The organism is Flavobacterium sp. SLB02 (assembly GCF_009664855.1).
Taxonomy (GTDB): Bacteria; Bacteroidota; Bacteroidia; order Flavobacteriales; family Flavobacteriaceae; genus Flavobacterium.
Genome location: NZ_CP045928.1, coordinates 1683497 through 1703896 on the forward strand (window position 1 = coordinate 1683497; position 20400 = coordinate 1703896).

The following is a 20400-nucleotide window of genomic DNA, read 5'->3' on the forward strand; positions in this document are numbered from 1 at the left end:
ATGTTACACTTACCACTTCAACGGTTCTTCCAACAGGATTAACGTTGAATGCAGACGGAAGCATTAGTGTTGATGCCAATACAGCACCGGGCACTCATGTTATCACGTATTCAATTTGTCAAAAAGCTAATCCATTAATTTGTGATACAGCTACAATAGATGTTATAGTTCAGGTACCTTCTATTGAAGTGATCAAAAAGGAAACCTTTAATGACGCTAATGGCGATGGTTTTGCTCAAAAAGGAGAAACGATTACCTATAATTTCTCAGTAGTCAATACGGGAACAATGCAATTAACCAATGTTGTTGTAACTGACCCAATGGTTACTGTGACTGGCGGACCAATTGCGGTATTAAATGTTGGAACAAAAGACGATACCACATTCAGCGCTACTTATGTAATCACACAGGCAGATGTTGATGCAGGAGCGATAAACAATCAGGCTTTGGTAACAGCAACTCCAATTGTGGGAACTCCAATATCTAATTTATCAGACAGCAATAATCCTGCGTTACCGGGGAAAAATGATCCAACAATAACCAAGTTATTTCAGAATCCTGGTTTAAAATTATTGAAACACGGAATATTTGAAGATGCAAATCATGACGGATCAGTAAGTGAAGGTGATCGTATTAATTATGTTTTTAGAGTTATTAATACAGGAAATGTTACCATCAAAGATATTGTAGTAACTGACCCTATGGTTACAGTTACAGGTGGACCAATTTCACTAGAACCACTAGCTTTTGATACAACAACTTTTACAGCAAGTTATGTACTTACACAATCAGATATCGATTTGGGAGCAGTATATAATTTAGCTATGGTTACCGGAAATGATCCAAACGGAGTAAGTATCGATAATGATTCTGAAGATATTTCACCATTAACTCCACAAGATAAATTTTACGAACCTACTTGTCCTACTTGTACGGTTACTATTTTGGAACAAAAATCAGGAATTGCCTTAGTTAAAACAGCGGTATTTAATGATGAAAACAATAATAAAAATGCCGAAGCAGGTGAAACCATAACCTATAGTTTTGTTGTTACCAATACAGGAAATGTGAGGCTAACAAATGTTGTTATTAACGATCCCTTACCAGGAATTGTTATGACAGGAGGAACAATCTCGTTATCTCCGGGAGAAAGTAATAATACTAATTTTAAAGGAATTTATGCCTTAAAACAAAGTGATATCAATGCAGGGAAAGTTTCTAATCAGGCTTTTGTAACTGCAAAAAATCCTCTGGGTGTTACGGTAAGTGATGCTTCTGATGACAATGATAACACAGGAAATAATCCAACTGTTTCACAAATCGAAGGCTGTGTAATCAAAATCTTTAATGCGATGTCTCCAAATGGAGATACCAAAAACGAACGATTCTATATTCAGGGGATAGAATGTTATCCGGATAATACAGTAGAGATCTACAACCGTTGGGGAGTTTTGGTGTTCGAGCGCGAGAATTATAATAACGAAGAACGTGCTTTTAGAGGAATCTCTGAAGGACGCACAACAGTAAAACAATCAGACGGATTACCGGTTGGAACGTATTACTATATTCTTAAGTACAAAGACAGCGATTCAAACGCACATCAGGAAGCAGGATATTTATACCTGAGTAAATAATAGTTAGAACAAATTAAAATGGCTTAGTCCCTAAAAAGCTAAGCCATTATTAAAAGAAAAATAAATGAGAAAATTAGTTTTAGTTTTTATGTTTTTTTCCGCTGTAGGATTTGCACAACAAGACGCGCAGTACACACAATACATGTACAACACCATCAATATAAACCCTGCTTATGCGGGTTCAAGAGGAGCAATGAGTCTTTTTGGCTTGTACCGTACGCAATGGGTGGGTCTTGACGGAGCACCGGAAACCAGTAGTTTTTCAGTAAATACCCCTTTAAGCAACAGTAATCTGGGAATGGGAGTTTCATTGGTAAACGATAAAATAGGACCAACAAACGAGAACACCCTATCTGCTGACTTATCGTATACAATCCCGACATCTGAGACTTTTAAGCTGTCTTTTGGAATCAAGGCAACGGCCAACCTTTTTAGTCTTGACGTAAACAAACTGCAGCCAGAACATCAGGGCGATCCGCAATTTCAGGATCTCAACAGTAAATTTTCGCCAAATATTGGAGCAGGGGTATATTGGCATTCAGATAAAGCCTACGTAGGATTATCAGTTCCTAATTTTATCGAAACCAATAGATACGATGATAATGATACGGCGATTTTCAAAGACAAAATCAACTACTATTTAATGGCAGGTTATGTATTTGATTTAGATCCTTACATTAAATTCAAACCGGCGGTATTGACAAAAATGGTCGAAGGGTCTCCGTTACAAGTAGACCTTTCGGCAAACTTTATGTTCAATGATAAATTTGTAGCAGGTTTAGCCTATCGATGGAGCGCTGCATTAAGTGCAATGGTTGGATTTCAGCTAACCGACGGATTGTTTATTGGATATTCGTATGACCGCGAAACAACGAGATTAAATAATTATAATTCAGGTTCACATGAGATATTCCTGCGATTCGAATTCTTCAATAATTATAGCCGTATCACTTCACCAAGATTCTTCTAAATCCTTTACAGATGAAAATTAAACATATAGTTTCTTCCATTTTTTTAGCACTTATAGCGCTAAAAGCAAACGCGCAAACAGCTAGTCAGAATAAAGCAGATAAAGACTATACCCAATATGCTTATATTGATGCAATTGGAACTTATGAAAAAGTTGCAGAAAAAGGATATAAAGATCAAACAATGTTTCAGAGACTTGGTAATGCTTATTATTTTAATGGCGAACTAATTAAGGCTTCCAAATGGTACGATGCCCTTTTTGAAATGAATGCCGAGCAGGAACCCGAATATTATTACCGCTACGCACAAACGTTGAAAGCAGCGGGAGATTACGCTAAAGCGGATAAAATCCTCGAAGCTTTCAATAAAAAAACTACAACAGATAAAAGAGGTATTTTATTCGAAAATAATAAAAACTATCTCGAGCAAATAAAAGCCAATTCAGGAAGATTCCAAATAGCGAATGCAGGAATAAACTCCAAACAAACAGATTACGGAAGCGCTTATTTCAACAACAAAATTGTCTTTGCATCCGCTAGAGATACAGGAGGGGTAAGTAGAAAAACATTCAAATGGACCAATAAAGCGTTTACCAATTTATATTGGGCAGAATTAAAAACAGACGGAACATTAGGAGAACCAGAACGATTTGAAAAGAAAATCAATTCTAAGTTCAACGAATCGACACCTGTTTTTACAAAAGATGGAAAAACAATGTATTTTACAAGAAACAACTATCTAAAAGGAAAAAGAGGTAGAGATGATCAGAAAATTACATTGCTAAAGCTTTATAAAGCTGAATTTATTAATGATAAATGGATAAATATAACCGAATTACCTTTCAATAGTGATCAATACAGTACGGCACATCCTGCACTTAGCAATGACGAAAAAAAGCTATATTTCGCCTCTGATATGCCCGGAAGTTTAGGACAATCTGATTTGTATAGTGTTACTATTAACAATGATAAAAGCTTTGGTAAGCCAGAAAATCTGGGGCCTGCCATTAATACCGAAGGAAGAGAAACTTTCCCTTTTATTGCCGCAGACAACCAATTGTACTTTGCCAGTGACGGACGACCAGGATTAGGCGGACTTGACGTATTTGTAGCGACAATTAAAAGCGATGGTAGTTTTACGGCAGTGCAAAACGTGGGGGCGCCAATAAACAGTAAACAAGATGATTTTGCCTTTATTATCAATAGCGATACCAGCAACGGATTTTTCTCTTCTAACAGAGAAGGCGGAATTGGAAACGATGATATTTACAAAATTACCGAAACAAGAAAACTGCTTTGCGAGCAAAAACTAAAAGCAACAATTGTTGATTTAGAAAACAGCAAAGTATTAGACAATGCCAAAGTAACTTTGCTCGACGAACAATTTAAAGTTATCAATGAGGTTGTTACACAAGCAGATGGAAGTTATACATTTAATGTAGAATGCAATAAAAAATACTATGTAAGAGCCACAAAAGAAGACTACCAAACCAAAGAAGTTCCCGTAACTATAATAGGAGAAGAAGGCGATACAAGTGTTGTAGTGGCATTAGAAAAACGAATAAAACCAATAGGGGTAGGAACTGATTTAGCTAAAACGCTCAACATACCTATTATCTATTTTGATTTGGATAAATCATTCATCCGTAAAGATGCAGCTTTTGAACTGGAAAAAATTCTGGCAGTAATGAAACAATACCCAAAGATGAGAATCGATGTTCGCTCTCATACAGATAGTAGACAAACCGAAGAATACAATAAGACCTTATCCAACAGAAGGGCCAAAGCAACCGTGCAATGGTTAACAAAAAATGGTATCGCTTCAAATCGATTAACTGGAAAAGGATATGGCGAGAGCCAGCTCATTAATAATTGTGGTGATGGTGTACCTTGTACAGAAGCTGAACATCAGTTAAACAGACGAAGTGAGTTTATCATCATTTCGATAGAATAATATTCGATTAAATAAATTTCAATACAATGCCCTTTCTATAATTTTAGAAAGGGCATTTTCTATTATAGCACTTCAATTAAAAGTGCAATAGCGATTTAGGAAGACATTTCTATAAGACAATCATAAGAGATTTATTATCTCATAGTTACATTGAATACTTATAGGTGTTTTGCGTGTAAAATGATAGATAATATATTTTTTGATGTAATTTTTTGTTAAATAATTAACTGATTTGCTAAATAAGGGTGCTTTTAGTAAAAAGAGGATAATATAGTATTATCATGTGGTAATATCAACAATTTTGTTAACTCCAATTTAACATAATTTTACAAGTGTTAAAAATACACTAACCAAAATGTTAAATTATGAAACCAACCACGCATGTTTTTAAAAGTACTGCAACATCCTCTCACCGAGACAAGATGTTCTTTACGATTTTGTTTTTGTTTGTTGTTTTTAGTTCGTTTTCACAACAGAAAATCAGCGGTAAAATTACAGATGCAAATAATATTCCTATACCGGGAGTATCAGTTCTAGAAAAAAACACGTCTAATGGCGTTGTAAGTGATTTCGATGGTAATTTTCAGATTACACTTAAAAATAAAGATTCAAAATTGGTTTTTAGTTATATGGGTTTTTTAACTCAGGAAATTGCTGTTTTGAATAAAAATGTAGTAAATGTTGCACTTCAGGAAAGTAAAGAAGAGTTAAATGAAGTAGTTGTTGTAGGATACGGAACTCAGAAAAAATCAAGAGTTACCAGTGCTATAGCCAGTGTAAAAGAAAAAGATTTTACAAGAGGAGCTATTAATGATGCTTCTGATCTTATTAAAGGTAAAGTTGCAGGTTTAAGTATTAATAACGGTTCAGGAGATCCAGGTTCAACACCCAATATTACATTACGTGGATTCTCAACTCTAAAAGGAGGAACAGGGCCTTTGGTATTAATTAATGGAGTACCCGGAAGTATTGATACCGTAGCGCCAAATGAAATTGCTTCGATAGATGTTTTAAAAGATGCTTCGGCAGCAGCAATCTATGGAACCAGAGGAGCTAATGGAGTAATTCTTATTACAACAAAAACAGTAAATAGCGAAATAGCGCCAACAATTACGTACTCAACATTTGCTACAACATCAAGTTTTGCTAATAAAGCTAAATTTTTAGATGCAAGTCAGCAAAGAAGTTTGCGTGCACAAGGTGTTACCCTTCCTTTTACAGACGGTGGTGCCAGTACAGATTGGTTAGATGAAATCTCAAGAACCGGATTTACTCAAAATCATAATTTAGCTTTAAAAGGCGGAACTGCTAAAACAAATTATATTGTAAACCTTAATTACGTAAATCAAACAGGAGCTTTTATTAACACCTATAATAAAGAGTACCGATTTTCATTTGATGTCAATCATACCATGTTCAATGATAAGTTAAAGATCAACTTAAGCTTACTAAACGGGACACAAGATATGGGACTTGAAGAGCCAATTACTGCTTACGCTTACAGACAGGCAATGATCAGAAATCCTACTGCTCCGGTATACAACCCAAATGGCACTTATAACGAAGATTCTGGTAAGCTTCAGTATTACAACCCGGTAGCGATTTTGAATGAAACAACACAGGACAGAAATAGTACTTGGCAAAGATTTACGGCTAATTTAACTTTGGATTTATTACCAGGATGGGATGTAAGTGCACAGCTTTCAAAAAATAAAAATACAGGTTTAAATGGATATGCTGAAAGCAAACAACATTATTCAAATACTATTAATAAAAGAAATGGAGTTGCCTCAAGAAGTACAGGAGTTACAGATAATGATTATGTAGAAATTACATCAAAATACCATAAAGATTTAGGCAAGCATGATTTTACAGTACTAGGTGGATACAGTTATCAATATACCGTAAATCAAGGATTTGAGGCAAGGAATTCTGATTTTCCAACAGATGCCTTTTCCTATAATAATTTAGAGGCAGGAAATGGTTTGTCAGATGGTATTGGATTCATGGATAGTTATAAAAATGACAGTAAATTAATCGGATTCTTTGGCAGGCTTAACTACAATTTTGATAACAAATACGATTTGTTATTTAGTATCAGACGAGAAGGTTCTTCTAAATTTGGAGACAATCACAAATGGGGTAATTTCCCGGCTGTTTCTGCAGGATGGAGTATCAATAAAGAGTCTTTTCTAAAAGATGTTGCGGCTATAAATACTTTAAAATTAAGAGGAGGTTACGGAGAAACAGGAGTAATACCTAATGATCCTTATATGTCTATGACTTTGTACAAATATGACGGCTATTTCTTTAGTAACGGAAAATGGGTCAAAGGTTTAGAGCCGGTAAGTAATCCAAATCCTGATTTGCGTTGGGAGAAAACGGCCGAGGTAAATATTGGTCTTGATTTTGGATTTTTCGACAATAGAATTTCAGGAAGTTTTGATATCTATAATAAAAAGACAAGTGATATGTTATGGGATTATGCTGTACCAACTCCTCCTTATTTGTTCCCTCAAATTACGGCAAATGTTGGAAAAATGGAAAACAAAGGATTTGAAATCCTTCTAAATACAATCCCTGTTAAAACAAAAGATTTCGTTTGGAACTCTTCTATGACTTTTTCGCACAATAAAAATAAGCTAACAAGTCTTTCGAATGATTTATATAAAATAGAAGGAGATTTCCTGAACACAGGAAACACAGGAGATCCAATTTCGTTTGAAACACACAGATTAGAAGTAGGACAATCAATAGGTAATTTCTGGGGATTAAAATCTGTGGATATCACTTGGGCTTCATCTGTACCGGAAGAGGATAGAAAATGGATAGTAGAATTACCTGACGGTACAAGAAAAACACTTACCACAGAAATGTATAACGATGCCAATAAGCAATATTTAGGAAATGGTATTCCGCAATACTATGCAGGGTGGACCAATACTTTCACATATAAAAAATTTGACTTAAGTGTGGTACTAACAGGAGCATTCGACTTTCAAATCCTAAATACCCAGCGTATGTTTTACGAAAACCCAACAATTGCTTATAATATGTTAGAGAGTGCATATGATAAAGTTTATGGTAAGGAGATACTAAACTACAATCAAACCTATGTAAGTTATTATGTTGAACAAGGAGATTATGTAAAGGTAGATAATGTAACCTTCTCGTATAATTTTGATGTAACACCATTCAAAATTATAAACGCAATGCGCTTGTATGTATCCGGAAATAACTTAGCCACATTTACAAAATATAAAGGATTAGATCCTGAAATAAAAAGACAAGATCCTTTGTCGCAAGGAATGGACGGAAGGGATAAATATCCAAGTACCAGAGGTATTACACTAGGTTTAAATGTAACTTTTTAAATTAAATCAAAATGAAAAATAAAAATATAGTATACAAAATTCTTATTTCGGGCTTATTGCTTTTAGGAACAGGATGTACAAATTTAGATGAGACCGTTTACGACAAAGTAAGTGCCGAGGATACTAAATTAACTTCGGAAGATTTAGCCAGTATTGTTGCACCGGCATACAATTCATTCAGACAAATTTATTCAGATTGGGATGCTATTTACAACCTTTATGAAGATTCATCAGATCTAATGGTAACCCCTCAAAGAAACGGTATTGGCTGGGGAGATTACTATATTACAATGCATAAACATACCTGGGGTACCGCACTTCCTATGGCCGAAGGTAACTGGTATTATATGTTTACAGGAGTCAATAAAGTTAATAGAGCGATATATCAAATAGAGCAATTAGAAGGCGTTGATAACAAAGAGAATGTCATTCAGGAACTCAGAGCATTACGCGCCATTTATTATTACTTGTTATTAGATAATTTCAGAAATGTTCCTATTGTAACTTCATATATCAACCCTCCGGGATATTTACCGGTTCAAAATACAGGAAAAGAAGTCTATGATTTTGTAGAAAGCGAATTAAAAACAGCTTTGCCTTATTTAAGCGATAAGAATAATTCTTCGACTTATGGTAAAATCAATCAGTGGGCTGTAAAAATGACTTTGGCAAAATTGTATCTCAATGCCGGTGTTTATTTAGGAACACCTAAATGGGATGAAGCTTTGGCTCAGGTTAATGATGTTATCAATAATGGCGGGTTTAGATTGAACACTAATTATCGAGACAACTTCATGATAAAAAATGAATTCTCTACAGAACAAATATTATCAATCCCTTACGATCAGGTAAAAGCTCCGGGAACAAGCTGGCCGTACAGAACATTGGCAGCGGCAAGTCAGGCCACTTATGATTTGGCAGGAGGTCCATGGAACGGAACTGGCGGAATCCCTCAGTTCATCGATACTTACGATCCGGATGATCAACGATTAAAAGATTGCTGGATAGGAGGTAAGCAATTTACAAGTAAAGGAGAGCCAATAATGTTAGACGATAAAATAACACAATTCGAATACATTAATTACATGACCAGCGTAGATGGTTGTGAGCCAAATGAAGGTTACCGAATGGTGAAATACGAAATTGGTCCTGGTGTTGTAGGACAAGCCAGTAACGATGTTCCTTTTTATAGATTAGCCGATGCTATGATGATCAAAGCGGAATGCTTACTAAGAAAAGGCGATGCCGGTGCAGCCGCAGCCATTGTTAGTGAAGTCAGACAAAGAAATTTCAAAAACACCAATCTTGCCAAGGCTGTAGTATCAGGCGCAAAACTTTTAGGAGGCAGCGTGTATAAATACGGAACTTATAAGGCCGGAGTAATTACAAATTACGAAGGAGGTGCTGATATTCAGTACGGCGGTTTCCTTGACGAATTAGCATGGGAATTTGTTGGAGAAGCCCATAGAAGACAAGATCTAATACGATTCGGAATATACTCAACAAAATCATGGTTTTCTAAAAAGGGAGATGCTAATGATAGTTTTAGAGCTATTTTCCCAATTCCTCAGTCAGAAATGGCTAAGAATAGCAATTTAAAACAAAACCCTGGTTACTAGAAATTAATATGAAGATTTTACAAGTTGGTTGCTTGTAATTATAAGTGTGTGAAAAGCTGTTCCTTGTTTAGGAATGGCTTTTCATTTTTTTAGGAGCTAATCCCGCGCCCGCGCCTGAAAGTACGAACTGGCGAAGCAATCTCCACAAGAAACTCACACAAAGTATTTCAAAAATTCTCGAGCGACTAACGGAGATCCCACGTTCCTCGGGATGACAAAAATGTGCAGACAACTATAGTCTTTAGCCAAATGTTTACATTTAGCTAAAGACTTATTTTTTTGACAATTTATAAAAACAAGTTTAATAAAAACTTTGCGCCTTTGCGTCTTTGCGCGATTAAAAAAAATCTGCATGAAAAAAAACTTAAAACTGAGCGCGATAATGCGAAGGCGAAATTCCTTTCAACTCCTTAAACTTTCTGTTGAAATTAGCAATATCCTGAAAACCGCAAAGTTCAGACACAGAAGCAATCGAAAGATCTTTTTTGTTGTGGAGTAACTTACAGGCATTTTCAATTCTGATTTCAATCAAAAACTGAAAGAAAGTTTTGTTGGTTCGTTTTTTAAAATAACGGCAAAAAGCATTTTTACTCATATTGGCTTTCTCTGCCACTTCATCAAGAGTAATATTCTGATGATAGAATTCTATGGCATATTCAAAAACAGCACTCATTCTGCGGCCTTCATCATCAGTATATTTCTTTTTGTAAACAAAAGACGAAAGAGGCGTTTTCTCCGAAGAAATAATAATATTGATAATTTTCAGGAAAGAAGCAATACGCTGAATTTTATTCTGCTTTTTTAATTTATTAAAATGATGTGTAATTTTCTTTTGATTCGAAAGGATCTTCATACCATACTCAGAATCTTTAAAAAAATCATCTACAGAACTCATATCATTAAGACTAAAAAAATCTTTACCAAAAGAAGTTTTCGTAAAGAACAAAGTCAGCATTACCGATTCCGGATTTGCCTCTACATTACTTCTAAAAACATGAGGAACATTCTCACCAATTACCAGGATATCCTCTTCCTTATAATCATTTATAGAATCTCCCACAATTAAAGTTCCGGAACCTTTTGCAATATAACTAATCTGAATTTCTTCATGCTGGTGCAATTGGTCATAGAAAACACGCTCGATATCTTCCTGATAAATTAGAGCTTCTCTTTCGGTTTTAGGTATTTTAAAAGGTAGAATTTTCAACGTGATATTTTTAGGATATGTAAATATTAACAAAAAAAACAGATTATACAATAGATGTGGTAATATAGTATTGATAAAGGCTAATAATCACACAGGAGCTCTTTTCTTTAAGCTTTATTTTTGATAAAAATTAAGAATATGAAAATAAATTGGGAAGGCGTAATGCCAGCTGTAACAACAAAGTTTACAGCAGAAGGTCAACTGGACCTCGTAATGTTCGAAAAGAATATTAAAGCACAAATTGATGCTGGAGTTAATGGAATCATTCTGGGAGGAACCCTTGGAGAAGCCAGTACATTAACTAAAGAAGAAAAAGAAGTTTTAATAAACAACACTTTACGAATCGTCGAAGGAAAAATTCCGGTTATTGTAAATATTGCCGAGCAAACTACCAGCGAAGCCATTACTCTGGCAAAACGTGCAGAAGAATTGGGCGTAAATGGTTTGATGCTTTTGCCGCCAATGCGATACAAAGCAACAGATCATGAAACAGTAGTTTATTTTAAGGAAATTGCTAAAAGCACTTCATTGCCTATTATGATTTACAATAATCCTGTAGATTATAAAATTGAGGTAACATTAGACATGTTTGAAGAACTTTTAAAACTCGAAAACATTCAGGCAGTAAAAGAATCCACCAGAGACATTAGTAATGTAACAAGAATCAGAAACCGTTTTGGAAACAGACTAAAAGTGCTTTGCGGAGTCGATACTTTGGCACTTGAGAGTTTAGTGGCCGGAGCTGATGGTTGGGTTGCAGGTTTAGTAGTGGCATATCCGGCAGAAACAGTTGCTATTTACAAACTGGTAAAAGCCGGAAAAGTAGCCGAAGCGTTAGAAATTTACAGATGGTTTATGCCATTATTAGAATTGGATATTTCTCCGCAATTGGTACAAAATATAAAACTGGCCGAAGTAGCCACCGGACTTGGAACAGAAAATGTAAGAGCACCAAGATTGCCATTGCAGGGTAAAGAAAGAGAACGCGTTTTGTCTATCATTGATTTTGCAATGAAAAACAGACCCGTATTGCCAGGTTATAAAAGTATTTAATTAAAGTTTAAAAGAAAGCGATGACTACAGGAAAAAATTATATTGGAGATGTGCTTTCCGCAAAAGGTAAAACGACCTATAAAACAATCAACCCCGAATTAAACTCGGAGAATGAAACTGTTTTTTACGAAGCTACAGACGAAGAAATTTCGCAAGCCGTAGCATTAGCCGAAGAAGCTTTTAAGACTTACGCAACAATTGCAGACGTAAAAAAAGCCGATTTTCTGGACGCGATTGCCGAAGAAATTGAAGCCCTTGGCGAAGATTTATTAACCACTTATATTCAGGAATCAGGACTTCCTGCCGGAAGAGCAAATGGGGAACGTGGCAGAACAACCGGACAACTTAAAGCATTTGCCACTATGTTAAGAGAAGGTTCGTGGGTAGAAGCAATCATTAATAAAACAGAAGGCAAACCCGACATCCGAAGATTGCAGATTCCAATTGGGCCGGTAGTTGTTTTTGGAGCAAGTAATTTTCCGCTTGCATTCTCTACTGCCGGCGGAGACACCGCCAGTGCATTAGCTGCCGGTTGTCCTGTACTGGTAAAATCGCATCCGCTTCATGCCGGAACAGGCGAATTAGTAGCTTCGGCAGTTATAAAAGCAGCCAAAAGAACCGGAATGCCAAATGGTGTGTTTTCTAACCTGAACAGTAGCGGTATAGCAGTGGGGACAGCTTTGGTAGAACATCCTTCCGTGAAAGCAGTTGGGTTTACAGGAAGTATAAAAGGCGGAACAGCACTTTGCAAAATTGCGGCCAACAGATCTATTCCAATTCCGGTTTATGCAGAAATGGGAAGTATCAATCCCGTACTTATTTTGCCTTCAGCTTTAAAAAGGGAAAGAGAAAAATGGGCTAAAAATTATGCCGCATCAATTGTGGCAGGAACAGGGCAATTTTGTACAAATCCAGGCCTTATTTTAGGAATAAAAAGCGCTGAGTTAGATAATTTTATTGCTATTTTAGCTTTAGAGACAGACAAATTAGCTCCAACCTGCATGCTGCATCCTACTATAAAAAAGCAATACGAAAACCTGAAATCAGAAGTGCTTGACCAGGAAGGATATACGCAGGAAACCAGTTTGGAGAAAGTGGTAAAACCAAATTACGCATTGCAAAATATAATTGCGGTGGATGGTGAAACCTTCTTAAAAAATAAAACATTTCACAAAGAAGTTTTCGGGCCATTTTCTGTAGTAGTCAAATGCGATGATGTGCAGCAGCTCAACACCATTATTCTGGAGTTAGAAGGTCAATTGACAGGAACAGTTTTAAATGCTGATTTACAGGAATGGGACAACTTCAGCGAAGTAATCGAAAGCCTTAAAAACAAAGTAGGACGATTGATTTTTAATAATGTCCCAACAGGGGTAGAGGTTTGTTCAGGAATGACACACGGCGGACCTTTTCCTGCAAGTTCAGACAGTAAATTTACATCTGTAGGATTAACAGCGGTGAAAAGATGGGTTCGTCCGGTAACTTTTCAGGATTGGCCAGATCAATTATTGCCAGGCGCTTTACAGGATAAAAATCCTTTAAATATTACCAGAACTGTAAACGATATACTAACAAAGAACCCAATATAATTTATGCCAAGAAAAACCTTTTTTTGTGTTGATGCACATACGTGCGGAAATCCGGTAAGAGTTGTCGCTGGTGGCGGACCCAATTTGGTTGGAAACAACATGAGCGAAAAACGACAACATTTTTTAAAAGAGTACGACTGGATTCGTAAAGGACTTATGTTTGAACCCCGCGGTCATGACATGATGAGCGGCAGTATTTTATATCCGCCAAGCGATCCAGAAAATGATTTCGGAATTTTGTTTATCGAAACTTCAGGTTGTTTGCCCATGTGCGGTCACGGAACTATCGGAACCATAACTATCGCAATCGAAGAAGGTTTGGTGACACCCAAAATTCCGGGAAAAATTAAGATGGAAGCTCCGGCGGGACTTGTTCAGATCGAATACCAGCAAACCGGTAAAAAAGTAGACTGGGTACGATTGACAAACGTAAAATCATATCTGGCAGCAGAAGGCCTTACTATTGATTGTCCGGAATTAGGCGAAATTGTTTTTGATGTCGCTTACGGTGGAAACTATTATGCCATTGTAGATCCGCAACAGAATTTCTCGGGCGTTCAGGATTTTACAGCCGGAAAAATTGTGCAGTACAGTCAGGAAGTGCGCAAACGCATCAACGAGAAATATCTAAATCTTTTCATTCATCCAGAGAATGATACTATTCGTGATGTAAGTCATATGTTGTGGACAGGAGATCCTATCGATCCAACTTCGTCAGGAAGAAATGCCGTTTTTTATGGAGACAAAGCCATCGATCGTTCACCATGCGGCACCGGAACTTCGGCAAGAATTGCACAGCTTCACGCCAAAGGAAAACTAAAAAAAGGAGAAGATTATATACACGAAAGTTTTATTGGAAGTAAATTTATTGGCAGAGTAGAAGAAGAAACTTCTATAGGAAATATCAAAGCCATAGTACCAAGTATTCAGGGCTGGGCAAAAGTTTACGGTTACAACAATATCATTATTGATGAAGATGATGATCCGTATGCTTTTGGTTTTCAGGTGATTTAAAAAAAAATGATAATATAAAAAAATCATTGGTTTACAGAAAAACTTCTTGCCAATGATTTTTTAAATTTATAATACTAATGAAAAAAGTAAGTATAATTGGCGGAGGAATAATAGGTTTGTGTTCAGCCTATTATTTAGCCAAAGAAGGTTATGAAGTAGTTGTTTTTGATAAATCAGATATGAGTGACGGCTGTTCTTATGGAAATGCAGGAATGATTGTTCCCTCGCATATAATTCCGCTGGCACAACCTGGCATGATTGCGCAGGGAATAAAATGGATGTTTGATAGTCAAAGTCCGTTTTATGTAAAACCCAGATTAAACATGGATTTAATGAAATGGGGATTACAATTCTACAAACACGCCAATTTAAAGCATGTTGAAAAAGCCATGCCTGCACTTTGTAATTTATCGCTTTTAAGTAAAGACTTGTATCAGGATTTTGCCAAACAAAACAACTCCTTTTTTTATGAAGAAAAAGGACTTTTGATGCTTTTTAAAACCGAAAAAACAGGCGAAGAAATTCAGCATGAAGGAATATTGGCAGAAAAATTAGGATTAGAAGTCGATTTTCTTTCGAAAGAAGAAGTTTCAAAATTAGAAGCAGGAACCGCTACAAACGTAATTGGTGGTGTGCATTACAAAAGTGATGCGCATGTTTATCCGCAAAAATTCATGCAATTCATCAAAGAAGAACTGAATAAATTAAACGTAAAAATTCATTCGCAAACCACCGTAAGTGATTTTGTTTTAAAGAATAACGCAGTCGCCGAAATCATCACCGATAAAGGCAATTTTACAACAGACCAAGTGGTTTTAGCAACAGGATCGTGGAGTCCTCATATTGCCAAAAAATTGAATGTAAACATTTCGATTTTACCGGGAAAAGGATACAGTTTTACGCTTAACGATCAAAACCATAAACCGTCGATCCCGACAATTTTATGCGAAGGAAAAGTTGCCGTAACCCCTATGAATAATGATATCCGTTTTGGAGGAACCATGGAAATTACTCACACCAATGACACCAAAATCAATCAAAACAGGCTACAGGGAATTGTCAATTCAGTAAATGACTTTTATCCGGATTTAAAAATTGAAATGCCAAAAGTAGAAGATACCTGGTTTGGTTTCAGACCTTGTACACCTTCAGGAATGCCAATTATTGCGAGAGATAAAAAACTTAAAAATTTAACGTTAGTCACAGGACACGCCATGATGGGATTAAGTCTGGCGCCTGCCACAGGCAAAATAGTAGAAGAAATCATTTCAGGAAAAACGACTTCTGTAGATACTCAAATGTTTCAACTCTAATAAATCAGCTTCATTTTTTAACCAAACATGAAGCTGATTTTTTTTATTCAATGACGTTTTGAATTCTTGCGAACAAATTTTTCAGAAAGGCATAAAGAGTTTGTCATTTCGACCCAAGCTCGACAAAGATTGGAAACAATATTGAACGCGGATGACACGGATTCGCTTTGCGAAAACACAGATTAAAACGGATTTTATCAGCTTAATCTTGTCATTTCGAGGAACGAGAAATCACACTAGGAACTCTACAAAGATTAGATTCTCGTTGCGTCCCGAAGCTTCGGGATTGCGAAGATTTACTTCGCCTGTTCGCTATCGTTCTGGTCTCCTTCGTCGAAATGACAAATTGGACGAGAATATTATTGTGAAAATGATTGCCCTAGCCCCGATAGAAGTGGAAATCCTTTTGTGCCGGTGTTCGGTACAAAAGATTGAAAGGGATTGCTTCGCCAATTCGCACTTTCAGGCTCGGGTGCGGGATTAGCTCCTAAAAAAAATATCATTAAAATCCTTTAAAGCTTCATGTTCATTACAACTCACAACATAAATTCTAAATACTAACCACATTTAAAATTTTAAAAAACAGATTATCCCATTCCTAAACAAAAAACAACCAAAAAATGATAGACAATAACAAGGAAGAATTTAAAAAAGAACTCGGACTTCTCGACGGAACCATGCTTGTAGTAGGTTCTATGATTGGGTCAGGAATATTTATTGTAAGTGCCGATATCGCCAGACAAGTAGGTTCTACAGGCTGGCTTATTTTGATATGGCTTATTTCAGGAATCATCACTATGATTGCAGCAGTAAGTTACGGAGAATTAAGCGCCATGTTTCCTAATGCCGGCGGGCAATATGTGTATCTTAAAGAAGCCTATAATAAACTAATCGCATTTTTATACGGTTGGAGCTTTTTTGCAGTCATTCAAACCGGAACCATTGCGGCGGTTGGCGTTGCGTTTTCGAAATTTACTGCCTATTTAATTCCGGCGGTAAGTGATGATAATATTATTTACGAGATGGGAAGTTTTAAACTCAATGTAGCACAAATCGTTTCCATTGTAACCATCATTTTTCTCACCTATCTGAATACCCGCGGAGTAAAAAACAGCAAAATTTTGCAAACCATTCTAACGATCATAAAAATAGTATCGATTTTAGGCTTAATTATTTTTGGGTTAACATTAGCCGCAAAATCTTCTGTATGGAGCGCCAACTGGACAGATGCCTGGACACCACATTCCTTTAATACCGAAACAGGTTCGTGGTTTCCAATAGGAGGAACGGCTTTAATTTCAGGGATTTCTGCTGCGATGGTGGGAACTTTATTTTCAAGTGATTCCTGGACCGGCGTTACCTTTATTGCAGGAGAAATAAAAAATCCAAAACGAAATGTGGGTTTAAGTATGTTTCTGGGCACTTTAATCGTCACCATCATTTATGTACTGACCAATATAATGTATATAGCCGTTATTCCGCTTAGCGAAATTGCCGGCGCAAAATCAGATAGGGTAGCGGTGGTGGCTTCAGACTATATTTTTGGAGATATCGGAACGCTGATCATCGCGATCATGATTATGATTTCGACTTTTGCCTGCAATAACGGTTTGATAATGGCAGGAGCCAGAGTGTATTATACGATGGCAACTGATGGTTTATTCTTTAAAAAAGCAGCAGTATTAAACCATGCAAGCGTTCCTGCCTGGGCGCTTTGGGCACAATGTTTATGGGCTTCGGTATTGTGTCTTACCGGAAAATACGGTGATTTATTAGACTTCGTAATCATCATTGTGCTGATTTTTTATATCCTGACAATTTACGGTATTATCATTCTTCGTAAAAAAATGCCCGATGCGGTGCGTCCTTATAAAGCGATCGGATATCCATTTTTACCCTTGTTGTATATTGTAATTGCCTCGGCAGTTTGTATTTCGTTATTGTTCACCAAATTCTCTACTTGTGGCTGGGGTGTTTTAATTATGTTAATGGGAATTCCAATCTATTATTTAATAAAAGAAAAAACGCCAAATTAATCTTTCACGTCCTAACAGGTTTTTAAAACCTGTTAGGTCTATTAAAATTTTGAATCAGGTATTAATGTAGATGCATTATTATGTGTCTAACATTTTGCATATCAAAAAACTTTGCGTAGACGCACTGCTGTGCGTCTCTACAATATGTAATGCTTAAATAGGTGTATTGAAATTTATTTTGGCTTAAGCCAAAGAAAAAATAATTCGATTTACTTCATTTCATTTTTGAGGTTAAGAAAAACTGTTTTTCAACACCTTACTTGCATTTAATAACTGATTTTCCTCACATTATTGTTTCGATGGGTAATATAATATTAGTATTTGTTAATATTAACGCATAGATCTCAATAAATAATATATATTTTTATTAATATTTAAATTATGAGAACAACTGGTAAGAAAATAAGTGTATTTTTAACACTTTCGTATTGTTTAATAGCTCAGGCTCAGGGAACTTTGAAAGAGTATAAGAGAGCAAACGCTGTCGATTCTTTATTCAAAAATAAGGTAACTAATATTCCTAAAGAGTTTCATTGGGTAGGAAATGATTATGTATGGTATAGCAATAACCTGTTAAAAGGGAAAGAATTTCTTTTGGTAGATACCAAACAGCAAAAACAGCAACAAGCATTTGATGCCGTTAAGCTTGGGGAATCCCTTTCGAAAATAGTGGGCAAAGAAGTAAACGCCAAAGATCTCCCGATTGAAAATTTAGAATTCGACAAAACATTGTCAACGCTTGTTTTTACAACCGATTCACTTAAAATTTCCTGTAATTTAAAGACTTACGAATTAACAAAATTAGGGAGTTATAAAAAGCCAATAAAAACAAATGAGTATTGGGGCGGAAACTTTGATGAACTCGGCAATAAACCTGTAGGTTCTCCAGATTCTTTGCACACAGCATTTATAAAGAATTATAATTTATATATCAAAAACAAAAAGACAAAAGTAGAAACCCAGTTAAGTTATGATGGCTCAAAAGGTTTTTATTATTCATCATATTTACAGTGGTCACCAAATAGTGCCGAAATCATGGCATATAAAGTAAGACCGGGGGAAGAACACAAAATTTATTTTGTAGAATCAAGTCCTAAAGATCAGTTTCAGCCCAAATTACAAACCAGAGATTATTTAAAACCAGGTGATCAATTACCATTCAAAAGTCCGCAATTGTTTGTGGTGGCTTCAAAAAAGCAAATTTCCGTAGCGACTGATTTATTTCACGAGCAATATGATCTTTCGGGGATCGAATGGAAAGACGACAGCAGCAGTTTTACTTTCGAATACAATCAAAGAGGGCATCAGGTTTATCGCGTTCTGGAAGTAAATGCGACCACTGGAAAAGTGAAAATTATTATAGAAGAAACAAGTCCGACATTTGTTGAATACAGCGGAAAAAGATATCGTTTTGACAGTAAAAAAAGCAATGAAATTATCTGGGCTTCGGAACGCGACGGATGGAATCATTTGTATTTATACGATGCTCTTACAGGTAAAGTAAAAAATCAAATAACAAAAGGTAACTGGCCAGTTAGAGAAGTAATTAAAGTAGACGAGAAAAAGAAACAAATCTATTTTAAAGCAAGCGGACTCGACAAAGATCAGGATCCTTATTTAGTACACTTTTGCCGAATTGATTTTAATGGAAAAAACTTCACACGATTAACGACAGAAAACGGCAATCATAAAGTAACTTTTTCGCAGGATTACAAGTATTATGTCGATCAGTATTCGCGTGTAGATTTTGCACCCGTTACCGTTTTAAAAAGTGTCGAAACACAAAAAGCTATTGTAGAAATGCAAAAAGCAGATATCACTGAATTACAAAAAACAGGATGGACAGCACCGGAGGTTTTTACAGCCAAAGGGAGAGACGGAAAAACAGATATTTGGGGCGTTATAGTACGTCCGACTACTTTTGATCCTAATCGAAAATATCCTATTATCGAATATATTTATGCAGGACCGCAGGATTCATTTGTTCCTAAAAATTTCCAGCCTTATTACTGGGCAATGTCTTCGTTGGCAGAATTAGGATTTATAGTAGTTCAGATTGATGGAATGGGCACTTCTAATCGTTCAAAGGCGTTTCATGACGTTTGTTTTAAAAACTTAAAAGATGGTGGTTTTCCTGACAGAAAACTCTGGATGAAAGCCGCTGCTGCCAAATATCCATATATGAATATTGATAAAGTGGGAATTCACGGTACATCAGCCGGAGGGCAAAATGCCGGAGCAGCCTTAGTATTTAATTCTGATTTTTATGATGTGGCCGTTGCCTCTTGCGGTTGTCATGATAATCGAATGGATAAAATGTGGTGGAATGAACAATGGATGGGATATCCTGTAGGTCCGGAATATGAAGCGTGCTCGAATACCGCTAATGCTGCACAACTAAACGGTAATTTGATGTTGATTGTGGGAGAATTAGATGATAATGTAGATCCCGCATCGACCATGCAATTTGCAAACGCGCTAATAAAAGCCAATAAAAATTTTGAATTAGTAACCGTTCCCGGAATGGGACATTCAGCCGGAGGCGATTACGGAGAACGCAAGCGCAGAGACTATTTTGTGCAGCATTTATTGGGAGTTACGCCACCAGCATGGAGTGAAGTTTATAAGTAAAAAACGTT

At 36.2% G+C, this 20400-nt stretch carries 12 protein-coding genes; 11 read left to right on the forward strand and 1 reads right to left on the reverse strand.

What is annotated here, in order from left to right:
- The 5 genes from GIY83_RS06745 to GIY83_RS06765 form a co-directional block, all read left to right on the forward strand.
- Positions 1 to 1634: gliding motility-associated C-terminal domain-containing protein (locus GIY83_RS06745; protein WP_208685895.1), on the forward strand; the 1634-nt coding region annotated here is incomplete at its 5' end.
- Positions 1635 to 1698: 64 nt separating this feature from the next.
- Positions 1699 to 2604 (forward strand): type IX secretion system membrane protein PorP/SprF, encoded by a 906-nt coding sequence (locus GIY83_RS06750; protein ID WP_208685897.1) that lies wholly within the window; start codon positions 1699 to 1701, stop codon positions 2602 to 2604.
- An 11-nt stretch (positions 2605 to 2615) separates the two neighbouring features.
- Positions 2616 to 4556: an OmpA family protein gene (locus GIY83_RS06755; RefSeq protein WP_208685899.1), complete on the forward strand. Its 1941-nt coding sequence runs from the start codon at positions 2616 to 2618 to the stop codon at positions 4554 to 4556.
- Between the two features lie 365 nt (positions 4557 to 4921).
- A complete protein-coding gene (locus tag GIY83_RS06760) occupies positions 4922 to 7930 on the forward strand; it encodes a TonB-dependent receptor (protein WP_208685901.1) in 3009 nt (1002 codons plus the stop codon).
- Positions 7931 to 7941: 11 nt separating this feature from the next.
- Positions 7942 to 9549, forward strand: coding sequence for a RagB/SusD family nutrient uptake outer membrane protein (locus GIY83_RS06765; protein WP_208685903.1), 1608 nt, complete (start codon positions 7942 to 7944; stop codon positions 9547 to 9549).
- A gap of 364 nt (positions 9550 to 9913) precedes the next feature.
- On the opposite strand, the gene GIY83_RS06770 is transcribed toward GIY83_RS06765, so the two are convergent.
- Positions 9914 to 10756 (reverse strand): AraC family transcriptional regulator, encoded by an 843-nt coding sequence (locus GIY83_RS06770; RefSeq protein WP_194619378.1) that lies wholly within the window; start codon positions 10754 to 10756, stop codon positions 9914 to 9916.
- 138 nt (positions 10757 to 10894) lie between these two features.
- Here GIY83_RS06770 and GIY83_RS06775 point away from each other — a divergent pair, with 138 nt between their 5' ends.
- The 6 genes from GIY83_RS06775 (at position 10895) to GIY83_RS06800 (ending at position 20392) form a co-directional block, all read left to right on the forward strand.
- Positions 10895 to 11809, forward strand: coding sequence for a dihydrodipicolinate synthase family protein (locus GIY83_RS06775; RefSeq protein ID WP_194619377.1), 915 nt, complete (start codon positions 10895 to 10897; stop codon positions 11807 to 11809).
- A 20-nt stretch (positions 11810 to 11829) separates the two neighbouring features.
- Positions 11830 to 13398, forward strand: a complete 1569-nt coding sequence (locus GIY83_RS06780) for an aldehyde dehydrogenase (NADP(+)) (RefSeq protein ID WP_208685905.1) — start codon at positions 11830 to 11832, stop codon at positions 13396 to 13398.
- A gap of 3 nt (positions 13399 to 13401) precedes the next feature.
- Positions 13402 to 14412, forward strand: a complete 1011-nt coding sequence (locus GIY83_RS06785) for a 4-hydroxyproline epimerase (RefSeq protein ID WP_208685907.1) — start codon at positions 13402 to 13404, stop codon at positions 14410 to 14412.
- A 77-nt stretch (positions 14413 to 14489) separates the two neighbouring features.
- A complete protein-coding gene (locus GIY83_RS06790; protein ID WP_208685909.1) occupies positions 14490 to 15725 on the forward strand; it encodes an FAD-binding oxidoreductase in 1236 nt (411 codons plus the stop codon).
- 620 nt (positions 15726 to 16345) lie between these two features.
- Entirely contained in the window at positions 16346 to 17761 is a 1416-nt protein-coding gene (locus GIY83_RS06795) for an APC family permease (RefSeq protein ID WP_208685911.1), read from the forward strand.
- A gap of 381 nt (positions 17762 to 18142) precedes the next feature.
- Positions 18143 to 20392 carry a S9 family peptidase gene (locus tag GIY83_RS06800; protein ID WP_208685913.1) on the forward strand — a complete coding sequence of 750 codons (2250 nt, stop codon included), beginning with the start codon at positions 18143 to 18145 and terminating at the stop codon, positions 20390 to 20392.
- The last annotated feature ends 8 nt before the right edge of the window (positions 20393 to 20400 follow it).